We start from the raw sequence: 12052 nt of genomic DNA, 5'->3' as shown, positions 1-12052 counted from the left end.
GCGGGACAGCTCCGATACCGTTGGCCAAACATAAATCCCAATGTGGGAGCGAGCTTGCTCGCGAAAGCGGTGTGACAGGCAATAGTTGTTTCGACTGATACACCGCATTCGCGAGCAAGCTCGCTCCCACAGGGGATTAGTATTCCAGCAAGGGTTTTGTGGATGGCTGGAAATCAGTGCAGGTTAAGTTTGGCGGCAGCACGCTCGGTAATTTCCGTGCGCAGCTTCAGCGATGGCGCTGCACGCAAACGCGCCTCATCGACAACCGCTCCCGGCGCAGTCTCCGGGCTGCCGGAATTGAACGGCGGCGCCGGGGCATATTCCAATTGCAACTGGATCAGTTGCGCCGCGTCGGCACCCACCAGCTCTTCAGCCAAGACCAAGGCAAAATCGATCCCCGCCGTAATCCCGCCACCGGTAAACAGATTGCCGTCACGCACCACCCGATCCTTCACCGCAATCGCCCCCAGCGTCGGCAGCAGATCGTGATACGCCCAATGCGTGGTCGCGCGTTTGCCTTGCAGCAAGCCCGCCGCGCCGAGCACCAGCGAACCGGTGCACACCGATGTCACGTACTTCGCCTGAGCAGCCTGACGCTTGATGAAGGCCAGCGTTACCTCGTCTTCCATCAACGCTCCGACGCCACCACCTCCGGGGATGCAGATCACATCCAGATCCGGGCAATCCTCGAACGTGGTGGTCGGTTTCAGCAGCAGCCCGGTACTGGCGGTGACCGGCATCAGATCTTTCCAGATCAGATGCACCTGCACGTCCGGCAACGAGGCAAGCACGTCATAAGGGCCGGTCAGGTCGAGTTGCTGAACCTGTGGAAACAACAGAAAACCGATCTGCAGCGTCATCGTTCTTGCTCCATGAAAAGGGGTGGACGGCTTCACTGTAGGCGCGTAGGTTCTGGCGCATACGCCAATCAACCCACGAATTACGCCAAATGCCCAAAGCCATCCACGTACTCGCGTTTGCCAATATGCAGATCCTCGACGTCACCGGGCCGTTGCAGGTGTTCGCCTCGGCCAATGACATTGCCCGTCAGCGCGGCTTGCCGATCCCTTATGCGCCGAGTGTGATCGCCGGCGGTGGCGGCGGGGCGGTGATGTCGTCGGCAGGCTTGGCGGTGCTGGCCGAAGCATTGCCCGTAGCGCCCAGCGACACATTGATCATCGCTGGCGGCTGGGGCATTTATCCGGCGGCCGAAGATGTGCTGCTGGTGGATTGGGTGCGCGAGCATGCCGGCAAATGTCGACGCGTGGCCTCGGTCTGTACCGGCGCATTTCTGTTGGCGGCCAGTGGCTGGCTCGATGGTCGTCGCGTGGTTACTCACTGGACCCGTTGCGAACAACTGGCGCAGCAACACCCGAATTTGCGCGTCGAAGCCAATCCGATTTTCATCAACGACGGCCCGGTTTGGACCTCGGCGGGTGTCACCGCTGGCATCGATCTGGCCTTGGCCATGGTTGAAGAGGATCTGGGCAGCGACATCGCCCTGGACGTCGCCCGGCACCTCGTGGTGTTTCTGAAACGTCCGGGCGGGCAATCGCAATTCAGCGTGACCTTATCCTTGCAGAATCAGGGCAATCGCTTTGATGAGTTGCACGCCTGGATCGCCGAGAATCTCACCTGCGACCTCGGCGTCCCTACGCTCGCCGAGCAGGCTGGCATGAGCGAACGCAGTTTCGTGCGCCACTACCGCGCCGACACCGGCCAGACTCCGGCGCGGGCGATTGAGTTGATCCGCGTCGAGACGGCGCGGCGCTTGCTCAGTGATACCGGGTTGCCGGTCAAACGCATTGCTGCCAATTGCGGGTTTGGTAGCGAAGAGACGCTGCGGCGCAGTTTCCTGCGGGCGATGGGCGTGACGCCGCAGGCTTATCGGGAGCGGTTTTCGGTCAGCGCTTTAACAGATCCAGCAATGCCTTAAGGAAATGCCTAACCGAACAACACTTTTAACCAATGATCTTCGCCAACAATGGCGATTGGTACGCCGTTATCTCTGAGCTCAACGGCCTTTTTTATCTTGGTTCCATAGCTACTGTGCAACCATTGTTCGTTGCCGATATTGCCAACGACCAGATAATGAACCTTTTTGCTGACGGAACCGCCAATCAGTCCGCCTCGCTCGACGATCAAGGATTCACATTCCTTGCGTGGTCCATACGACATCACGCCGGTAAACAGGAACACTCGATCAGGCAGACTAAGTTCCGGGGCGGGGTTATCGAAAGGAAGGCTAGTAGGCGCGTAAGTCATGGTCGCAGCACCGGCTGGCAAACCAGCGAATTGATGAAGCATTCCCAGTAATTCAACAGACTCATCGGCATCCAGCACGCCGTCACTGAGCATGTTGGCAAGACGTCTATATAGAATGTTTACGACCGGATCTTCCAAGTGCACCAAGTGGGTTTCGATCCAAGTCTTGAGAAACTCGGCTTCCTGCTGGTTAATCTTTCCGTCTGCGGCTAGCCCGACAGCAATACCTGCCAGTGCGTCGGCCGAACGCCTGTCAATCCGCGCTTCGTGAAAGAAACGACTGTTTTGAAACTCCAGATGCAAATCGACCATCGCTGCTTCTCCTTAAGCCTCGGCTTCCGCCACCTGATTGAAATACTTCGTCCGATCCGGTGTAAACGTCACCAGCATCTTCGTCCGCGAACAGGTCAGCGAACGCTCTTCACTCAAATCGATATCCAGATCCTCACCACGCAAGCCTTGCCACTGCGCCAGATATTTCAGCGAGCCATATTTCTCGTTTTTCTTCAGGCTGCGGCTCACGCCACCTTTCCAGCCGAGCACGGGCAGTTCGCCGGCTAGACATTTTTGCGCGAGGTCGGGGAAGCGGGTGGCGCGCTGGCGGCCGATTTCCCAGCATTTGATCAGGCCTTTGTCCGCGGCTTCCCAGAGCTGGTTGCGGGTCAGGCCGCTGCGAAGGGGCGTGTCGATGGTGCGCTGGACGTGCTGGCTCATTCTGGTTCCTTGAATTCGGGTTTTATTGGACAGCTCCGCTGTGCCCGTTGCGGTGGATGGTAGGGGCGGATGTAACAGCTGGCAACAGGGTATTTCGGCGTGTAAGTGCAAGTTGCGGGGAAGGGTTGAAGTGGGGGATGTTGAGCCGCTGTAGTCCGCAGGTGTGCCCAAATGTGGCGAGGGGATGTATCCCCGTCAGGCTGCGCAGCGGCCCAAAACTCAGAAGCTCCGGTACTTCTGGATGAATGAGTCGGGTGGTTTTGGGGCTGCTTCACAGCCCATCGGGGATACATTCCCTCGCCACAGGGATCCTACAAAGTCATCGTGTTATGGGCTATTTCCTACAGTCACTGGCGAACATTACGGCTGCCACTCACTCTTTTCCCCGCTCAAACGTCGATCCAGAAAGCTCGCCGCGCTGATCAACGCCAGATGCGTCAAGGCCTGAGGGGTGTTGCCCAAATGCCGGCCATGGGCGTCGAACTCTTCGGCATACAACCCGAGCGGGTTGGCGTAACGCAGCAGTTGCTCAAACTCCAGATGCGCTTTTTCTACCTGCCCCGCGCGAGCCAGGCATTCGACGTACCAGAACGAGCACGCGGCAAACGCGCCTTCGGTGCCGGCCAGGCCATCGATATTGCTGTCGTCATTGCGATAGCGATAAACCATGCCGTCGCGCACCAGGGTCTTTTCAATCGCCTCAAGCGTCGACAGCCAACGTGGATCCTTGGCGCTGACAAAGCGCACCAGCGGCATCAGCAACATCGAGCCATCCAGCGCCGTGCCGCCCTTGTACTGGACGAAATGCCCGCGCTCCTCGTTCCAGAAGTTGTCCCAGATGTCGGCGTAGATCGCCTGCCGGGTTTGGTCCCATTGCGCAAAGGGCGCCGGCAGCGAGCGCTTCGACGCCAAACGAATCGCCCGGTCCAGCGCCACCCAGCACATCAGTCGAGAGTGCAGAAAGTGGTGCTGTTCACCGCGCATTTCCCAAATGCCGACATCGGTGGTCTGCCAGGTCTCACAGACTTGATCGACGACTTCGCGCACATGTTTCCAGCCTTCGTGGGAAATCGCATCGCCATATTTGTTGACCAGGTACACCGCGTCCATCAGCTCGCCGAAGATGTCGAGCTGGATCTGCTCATACGCGCCATTGCCGATGCGCACCGGTTTCGCGCCGCCGTGTCCCGACAGATGATCAAGTTCGGTTTCCGGCAATTCCTGTTGTCCGTCGATGGCGTACAGAATATTCAGTTTCATCGGTTGCCCGTGGCAGTCGCTGACCCGTCCGCGCAGCCAGCCCATATAGGCATTGGCTTCGCCGACAAAGCCCAGACGCATGAACGCGTAGACGGTGAACGAGGCGTCGCGGATCCACGTGTAGCGGTAATCCCAGTTGCGTTCGCCGCCGGGCGTTTCCGGTAGACCGAAAGTGGCGGCGGCGAGAATCGCGCCGTGTTTGCGCGACGTCAGCAGTTTCAACGCGAGGGCTGAGCGGTTGACCATTTCGCGCCAGCGTCCGCGGTAAATCGACTGACCGATCCAGTCGCGCCAGAACTTCAGCGTGCGTTCCATGCACAAGTGTCCGGCGCCTTCGGCGAATCGTGGATCATCGGTCGCACCGAGCATGAACGCCGCCGTTTCATCTTGCTTGAGCGTGAATTGCGCCACCGCCGCTTGCTTGTCGATCTGCATCGGCTGGTCCGAAGCCAAGCGCAGTGAAGGTTGGCCAGAAGCGCTGAACGTCACGTCTTGTTGATCCATCTGTGCTCGGGTGTCGGCTCGTGCGTAATCGTGGCGCACGGCGCAGCGCATCGTGAAAGTCGCCGAGCCGCTGACGACGCGAACCCGCCGCATCAGTAGCGGCAGAGTGTCGTCACTGTCTCCGATGGGCAGCAGATCGGTCACTTCCACCACCGCGCGCTCACTCAACCAACGGGTTTGCAGGACATTGGTGTCGGGCAGGTAAATCTGCTCGCGGCGAGCATCGGGCAAGTCCGGCGCCAACTGGAAGATCCCCGCGTCGGGGGTATCCAGCAACGAACAGAAAATCGACGGACTGTCGAACTCCGGCCAGCAGAAAAAATCCACGCTGCCGCGATCATTGACCAGCGCTGCACTACGCATGTCGCCGATGATGCCGTGGGCGTCGATCGGGCTTTGTCGTTCCAGGTGATGCTCAGCCATTGCCGCGAAACTCCGGATAGAGGCTCATGCCGCCGTCGATGAACAGGGTGGTGCCAACGATGTAATCGGAGGCGTCGGAGGCAAGAAAGACCACCGCGTTGGCGACGTCTTCCGCGTCGCCGATACGCCCGTAGGGGATCAGCTCCAGCAGCTTTTCGCCGGCAGCGCCTTCGGTCGCGTCTTTGTTGATTGCCGTGCGAATCGCCCCCGGCGCGATGCCGTTGATGCGAATGCGTTGGTGGCTGACTTCCTGCGCGAGGGTCTGCATCAACTGATCGACACCGCCCTTGGACGCGGCGTAATTGACATGCCCGGCCCAGGGAATGCGCTGGTGCACCGAACTCATGTGGATGATCTTGCCGGCGGCGCGGGACACGCCTTCGCGAACGCCCTGGCGATTGAAGATGCGCAGGGCGGCGCGGGCGCAGAGAAACTGTCCGGTGAGATTGACGCCGATGACTGCGTTCCAGTCGTCGAGCGTCATGTCCACAGCGGCGGCGTCTTTTTGCATCCCGGAATTGGCGATCAGAATATCCAGTGAGCCGAAGGCGTCGAGGGTTTCGGTGAACAGTCGTTCAACGTCGTCTTCCTTCGAGACATCGGCGCCGATGGCCAGCGCTTGACCACCTTCGGCAATGATCTGCCGGGCCAGTGCTTCGGCCGGTTCTGCCTGGCGGTTGTAGTTGATGACCACCGCCGCGCCAGCTGCGGCCAAGGCTTTGGCGGCGGCGTGGCCGATGCCGGAGCTGGCGCCGGTGATCAGGGCTACTTGTCCGGTGAGGGAGATTTGCATGCAGGGTCGCGCCTTGAGTGAGGGCTTACATAGCTGACTGGTGGCTGGCGCCGAGAGTTCATTCGGGGGATGCGGTGATTGCGCTGGCCCCTTCGCGAGCAAGCTCGCTCCCACACTGGATCTGCGGCGTACACAAATCCTGTGGGAGCGAGCTTGCTCGCGAAGGGGCCTTCACATTCCACCAACAATTCCCCGCTTCCCCGACACCTGACCCTATGGCAACTTGGCGGCCCTTGATGAGGCTGCAACCGATGGCAAACCCCTACCGCGAATTATTCTCTGCCCCCGGCGCACGCAATTTTGTGCTGGCCGGGATGATTGCGCGCATGCCGATTTCCATGACCGGTATCGGCGTGATCACCATGCTTTCGCAACTCAAGGGCGGCTATGCACTGGCCGGTGCAGTGGCGGCGACGTTTGCCTTGGCCACGGCGTTTTGCGCGCCGCAGGTTTCACGGCTCGTGGACCGCTTCGGGCAGGGAAAAATTCTCCCGGTGTCGGCGCTGCTCGGCGGTGGCGCGCTGTTGATGTTGCTGCTGTGCACACGGTTGCAGGCGCCGACCTGGACGTTGTTCATTTTCGCCGCGCTGGCCGGGTGCATGCCGAGCATGTCGGCGATGGTGCGGGCGCGCTGGACGGAAATCTATCGTGGTCAGCCGCAACTACAGACCGCGTATGCGCTGGAATCGGTGCTTGATGAAGTGTGTTTCATCGTCGGCCCGCCGCTGTCGGTGGGCTTGTGCGTGGCGGTGTTTCCCGAGGCCGGGCCGCTGGCGGCTTTGCTGGCGCTGGCGATTGGCGTGACGGCGTTTGTCGCCCAGCGCAGCACCGAGCCACCGGTGCACCCGCATACGTCTGAACATCACGCCTCGATCATTGGTTCGACTGACGTTCAGTTGTTGCTGGCCTTGATGATTGCCATGGGCGTTATCGTCGGTGTCATCGATGTGGTCAGCGTCGCGTTTGCCCAGCAACAAGGGCAGCCAGCGGCGGCGAGCATCGTCTTGTCGGTTTACGCCATCGGCTCGTGCCTGGCCGGTATCGCCTTCGGCGCCATGCGTTCGAAACTGCCGTTGCCGCGATTGTTTTTGTACGGCGGCGTGGCGACAGCGGTGACGACGTTGCCGCTGTTATTGGCGAGCAATATTTTCGGCTTGTCGGTGGCGGTATTCATCGCCGGGCTGTTCTTCGCGCCGACGCTGATTGTGGCGATGGCGTTGATCGAACGCATCGTGCCGCCGGCCAAACTCACCGAAGGGTTGACCTGGCTGGTGACTGGTTTGAGTATCGGCGTGGCCGTCGGGGCTGCCGGTTCCGGTTGGCTGGTGGATGCCTTCGGTGCACGCAGCGGTTTCTGGCTGGCGATTGCGGCTGGGGCGGTGGTGTTGTGCTCAGCGGTACAGAGTTATCGCCATCTGAAATGAGAATGTCATTGTGGGAGCGAGCCTGCTCGCGAAAGCGGTGTGTCAGGCAACATTCAGATCGAATGTGAAATGGCTTTCGCGAGCAGGCTCGCTCCCACAGGATTTGCAGTGTTACCAGCCCCGTCCCGAATTCACCCAGAAATTCACCGACAGTGAAGTCGACACCGACTCCACCTGATGGAACCAGCCTTCCGGCAGGAACAGCAAATCCCCGGCCTCCAGCGTCACCCGCAGAAATGTCACGTCGCGGGCGGCGGGGAAGCGCTCGTAGTCCGGCGCATCCGGGTTGAAATCACAGCCATCCAGACCTCCCTTGGGCGCCGTCGACCAGGTGCCCAAGGCTTCACGATGATGCGGCGCGGCGAGGGTGAAGGTCTTCTGCCCCCAGACCTGCGCAAACAGATTGTCGGTGTCATCGCGATGCAGGGGTGTCAGCGTCCCTTTCGGCCCGATCCAGATTCGCGGCGGAATAAACAGCGCGGTGTCGAAGTAGGGTGGGTACTTGATCTGCTGCATCAATTGCGCCGGCAGGATGTTGTTGCCCATGTAGGCTGGCGGCTCACCATCGGCGCCCTTGACCGCCGGTTTGTCCAGCGAGGCAATGAAGTCGGCCATCGACGTGGAGCGGAAATCACGCTCGGTGGAGAAGGTTTTCTTCACGTAATCGCCATGGCGGGTGATGCCTTGCAGCTCGGCGAAATGCACCAGCGATTCTTCGCGGCTGAGCTTGAACAGTGGCCAGTCGTGCAGCGCATTGCTGATCACCACCGGAATGCCATTGGGCAGATAGCGGCTTTTGAACTCGTTGACCGACAGATCACTGCGCGCAAGGCGTTCGACGCTGCTTTGGGTCGGCAGGCTGGCGGTGAGTTTTTCGCTGAAGCGCGGCGGTGTCGGGTAGCGCTTGTTCATGTCGACTTTTTCCGCCACGGCGTGACCGTGCATCGCATGTTCGATGATCTGCGGCAGCATCGTTGCCAGGCCCATGTTGCCGCCAATCTTCAGGCGCCCGCTGGCGAACAGCTCTTCAACGTTGGCCATGCCGCTCATGATCCCGAGGAAATCGCGCTCGGCGACTTCAATGGTCACGTCCGGGCTGGCGTGGCGTCCGGGCACGGTGCGGCTGCTGGCCTTGACCTCGGACCAGTAGGCCTGCTGCGGGCCAAACACGAATTGAAAAACGCCTTCGATGCCGACGGCACCGGCATTGGCGAACAGTTTGCCCAGGATGCTCTGCAGGTCCACGGTGATCCCTCATTATTGGTTTTGGCCTGAACAGTTAACGAGCGCCTGTGGGGGGAATTTACTGGTCGCTGACTAATTTGCCTGGCGCCGGATCCGTCTCTCTCTACAGATGAATTTTTCGAGGAAAGCGTGGTGACCAAGCTGACCCTGCTGTGCCTGCCGTATTCCGGCGCCAGTGCCATGGTCTACAGCCGCTGGCGGCCGAAACTGCCGCAATGGCTGCATTTGCAACCGGTTGAGCTGCCGGGGCGTGGCGCGCGTTTTGGTGAGCCGCTGCACACCGACATGCGTGCACTGGCAATGCAGCTGGCCAAGGAATTACGCCCGACACTCAAAGCGCCTTATGCGCTGTTCGGCCACAGCCTTGGCGCGTTGCTGGCCTGCGAAATGGCGCATGCCTTGCGTGCGCTGGGTTGTCCGGAGCCGGTGGCGATGTTCGCTTCCGGCACGGCGGCACCTACACTGCGTGCCGATTACGATCGCGGCTTTGCCGATCCCAAGACCGACGCCGAATTGATCGAACAATTGCGCACGCTCAATGGCACCAGCGAGGAAGTGCTGGCCAACGCAGAGTTGATGAGCCTGACCCTGCCGATCCTGCGCGCGGATTTTCAACTGTGTGGCAAGTTCGAACCGCTGGCGCGACCGCTGCTCAACTGCCCGGTGCATGTGCTCGGCGGCAAGGCTGATCGTGCCACCACCGAGCAATTGATCGGCTGGAGCAAGGAGACCCGCGGCAGTTTCTCGGTAGACATGCTCGCGGGCGGGCACTTCTTTATTCATGAACATGAGGCGAAGGTGCTGAAGGTGATCAAGGATCAGCTCGATGTGCATCATCGCCGACATGCCATGGCCGCAACCGCCTGAACACCGCAGAACCTGTGGGAGCGAGCTTGCTCGCGAAGACGCAATGTCAGTCAACATCTGTATTGGCAGACATACCGTATTCGCGAGCAAGCTCGCTCCCACAGGGTGTTTTGCAGATCTGAAATTCCCCGCTCTGCCTCCCGCCTGACAGTTCTTCTCATTCGCTAATTTTTCCGGTCTGCATTCGTTTTATAGGGATGACGTGCCTTTGTGCTTCCTGCCTACTGATCCGGATGCTGAGAAATGAATGCTGAAGACTCCTTGAAACTTGCTCGCCGGTTTATCGGGTTGCCCCTGGAAAAGCGCCAGATGTTCCTCGCGGCCCTGCAAAAGGAGGGCGTGGATTTCGCCCGGTTTCCGATCCCGGCCGGGATCGAAGCCGAGGATCGTCAGGCGTTGTCCTACGCGCAGCGACGCATGTGGTTTCTCTGGCAACTCGATCCGCAGAGCGGCGCCTATAACCTGCCGGGCGCAGTGCGCCTGAGCGGTCGCCTCAACCTTGCCGCGCTGGAGCAAGCCTTCGCCAGCCTGGTCGAGCGTCACGAAACCCTGCGCACGGTGTTCCAGCGCCAGGCTGATGACAGCCTGTTGCAGGTGCCGGCCACGGCGCCGTTGATGATCAGGCATGAAGATTTCAGTGCATTGCCGACCGGCGAACGTGAGCAGGCCGTGGTGCAGGCCGCCGAACAGCAATCGGTATTGCCGTTCGATCTGGCCGTCGGTCCGCTGCTGCGGGTGACTTTGCTCAAGCTCGCCGAGCAGGAACATGTCCTGTTGCTGACCCTGCACCACATCGTTTCCGATGGCTGGTCGATGAACGTATTGATCGACGAATTCATCCGTTGCTATGACGCATTCGATGCCGGTCAGCAGCCGCAACTGGCCGCGTTGCCGATCCAGTACAGCGATTACGCCTTGTGGCAGCGCCGCTGGCTGGAGGCGGGCGAGCAGGCGCGGCAACTCGATTACTGGCAAGCACAACTGGGCGACGAACACCCGGTGCTGGAGCTGCCGCTGGATCATGCCCGCCCGGCGATGCCGAGCTATCGCGGCACTCGCTATGAATTCGCTGTCGATGAACAACTGGCCGAGCAACTGCGCAACACCGCGCAGCAGCATCAAGTCACGTTGTTCATGCTCTTGCTCGGTGCCTTCAACGCGTTGCTGCATCGCTACACCGGCCAGACCGACTTGCGCGTCGGCGTGCCGATTGCCAACCGTAACCGTGGCGAAATCGAAGGGCTGATCGGCTTCTTCGTCAACACCCAGGTGCTGCGTACCCGACTGGACGGGCAGACGCGGGTCGATGACCTGCTGCGCGCGATCAAGGAAACCGCGCTTGGCGCTCAGGCGCATCAGGATCTGCCGTTCGAACAACTGGTCGAGGCACTGAAACTGGAGCGCAGCCTCAGTCACACGCCGCTGTTCCAGGTGATGTACAACCACCAGCCGCAAGTGGCCGATATCGCCAGTCTCAGCACGGCGTCCGGCCTGGTGCTCGACAGCCTCGACTGGCAGAGCCGCACCACCCAGTTCGACCTGACCCTCGATACCTACGAGAAGGGCGGCAAGTTGCACGCCGCGCTGACGTACGCCAGCGACTTGTTCGAGGCTTCGACCATCGAGCGCATGGCCCGCCACTGGTTGCGCTTGCTCTCGGCCATGGTCGCCGATCCGGCGCAACGCGTCGGCGAATTGCCGCTGCTGGAAGCCGAGGAACAGCACACGCTGGTGCATGACTGGAACAACGCTCACGCGGTTTATCCGACCGAAACACCGATCCATCAACTGATCGAAGCGCAGGTCGCGCGCACGCCGAATGCGCCGGCGCTGGTGTTCGGCGAGCAGACCCTGAGCTACGCCGAACTGGATGCCCGCGCCAACCGCCTCGCGCATCTGCTGGGTCAACAAGGCGTGCGGGCCGACAGTCTGGTCGGTGTTTGCGCCTTGCGCTCGGTGGAAATGGTTGTCGCGCTGCTGGCGATTCTCAAGGCTGGCGGCGCTTATGTACCGCTGGATCCGGAGTACCCGCAGGAACGTCTGGCGTACATGATCGAGGACAGCGGCATCACCTTGTTCCTGACGCAGGAGGCGCTGCTGTCGTCGCTGCCGACTGACGGCGTGCAGGTCATCACACTGGATCAGCCGGGCCTGCTCGACAGCTACAGCGACAGCCGCCCGGACGTCAGCGTCGATCCGCTGAACCTGGCTTATGTGATTTACACCTCGGGTTCCACCGGCAAACCGAAAGGCGCCGGCAACAGCCACGCGGCGCTGGTCAATCGCTTGTGCTGGATGCAGGAAGCGTACGCGATCGACGCCAGCGATTCGGTGTTGCAGAAAACCCCGTTCAGTTTCGACGTGTCGGTCTGGGAATTCTTCTGGCCGCTGCTGACCGGCGCGCGTCTTGTGGTTGCTGCGCCAGGTGCGCACCGCGATCCGCTGCAACTGATCGACATCATCAATCGCCACGGCATCAGTACGTTGCACTTTGTGCCGTCGATGTTGCAGGCGTTCATTCATGAGGCGGGTGTCGAAAGCTGCGTGGGCCTCAAGC

Annotated in this window: 10 protein-coding genes (1 of these 10 running past the window's edge); 4 read left to right on the top strand and 6 right to left on the bottom strand. The window is 60.6% G+C overall.

The genetic code is table 11. The features are described from left to right. Positions 1-173 precede the first annotated feature (173 nt). Positions 174-860: an isonitrile hydratase gene (inhA, locus tag HUW52_RS21665; RefSeq protein ID WP_175554875.1), complete on the bottom strand. Its 687-nt coding sequence runs from the start codon at positions 858-860 to the stop codon at positions 174-176. Positions 861-949: 89 nt separating this feature from the next. Between inhA and HUW52_RS21660 the strand changes: the two genes are divergently transcribed. Continuing rightward, complete coding sequence (locus HUW52_RS21660; RefSeq protein WP_175554874.1) at positions 950-1936, top strand: GlxA family transcriptional regulator; 987 nt, start codon at positions 950-952, stop codon at positions 1934-1936. Between the two features lie 8 nt (positions 1937-1944). On the opposite strand, the gene HUW52_RS21655 is transcribed toward HUW52_RS21660, so the two are convergent. From HUW52_RS21655 to HUW52_RS21640, 4 genes are all read right to left on the bottom strand, one after another. Further along, the gene (locus tag HUW52_RS21655) at positions 1945-2577 is read right to left on the bottom strand and encodes a BRCT domain-containing protein (protein ID WP_175554873.1); all 633 of its coding nucleotides are present in this window, start codon (positions 2575-2577) and stop codon (positions 1945-1947) included. A 12-nt stretch (positions 2578-2589) separates the two neighbouring features. Beyond that, entirely contained in the window at positions 2590-2979 is a 390-nt protein-coding gene (locus HUW52_RS21650; protein ID WP_175554872.1) for a hypothetical protein, read from the bottom strand. A 360-nt stretch (positions 2980-3339) separates the two neighbouring features. After that, positions 3340-5166: a glycoside hydrolase family 15 protein gene (locus HUW52_RS21645; RefSeq protein WP_175554871.1), complete on the bottom strand. Its 1827-nt coding sequence runs from the start codon at positions 5164-5166 to the stop codon at positions 3340-3342. Beyond that, positions 5159-5959: a glucose 1-dehydrogenase gene (locus tag HUW52_RS21640; protein WP_175554870.1), complete on the bottom strand. Its 801-nt coding sequence runs from the start codon at positions 5957-5959 to the stop codon at positions 5159-5161. Before HUW52_RS21640 ends, HUW52_RS21645 begins: the two co-directional genes overlap by 8 nt. 251 nt (positions 5960-6210) lie before the next feature. On the opposite strand from HUW52_RS21640, the gene HUW52_RS21635 reads away from it, so the two are divergent. Continuing rightward, positions 6211-7383, top strand: a complete 1173-nt coding sequence (locus HUW52_RS21635; RefSeq protein WP_175554869.1) for an MFS transporter — start codon at positions 6211-6213, stop codon at positions 7381-7383. A 111-nt stretch (positions 7384-7494) separates the two neighbouring features. Here the strand turns inward: HUW52_RS21635 and HUW52_RS21630 are convergent, their stop codons facing one another. Further along, complete coding sequence (locus HUW52_RS21630) at positions 7495-8628, bottom strand: cupin-like domain-containing protein (RefSeq protein WP_175554868.1); 1134 nt, start codon at positions 8626-8628, stop codon at positions 7495-7497. Positions 8629-8757: 129 nt separating this feature from the next. On the opposite strand from HUW52_RS21630, the gene HUW52_RS21625 reads away from it, so the two are divergent. Together HUW52_RS21625 and HUW52_RS21620 are read left to right on the top strand one after the other, a co-directional pair. Beyond that, positions 8758-9495, top strand: coding sequence for a thioesterase II family protein (locus tag HUW52_RS21625; protein ID WP_049802100.1), 738 nt, complete (start codon positions 8758-8760; stop codon positions 9493-9495). A 243-nt stretch (positions 9496-9738) separates the two neighbouring features. Beyond that, positions 9739-12052 carry the 5' end (the start) of a non-ribosomal peptide synthetase gene (locus tag HUW52_RS21620; RefSeq protein WP_175554867.1) on the top strand. 10007 nt of this gene lie beyond the right edge of the window, so only the first 2314 of its 12321 coding nucleotides appear in the window; it begins with the start codon at positions 9739-9741; its stop codon lies beyond the right edge, outside the window.

The sequence above is a fragment of the Pseudomonas sp. 43A genome (assembly GCF_013363935.1).
Lineage (GTDB): Bacteria > Pseudomonadota > Gammaproteobacteria > Pseudomonadales > Pseudomonadaceae > Aquipseudomonas > Aquipseudomonas crudilactis.
The sequence above is the reverse complement of the archived record's forward strand: the minus strand, read 5'-3'. Positions and strand labels throughout refer to the sequence as shown.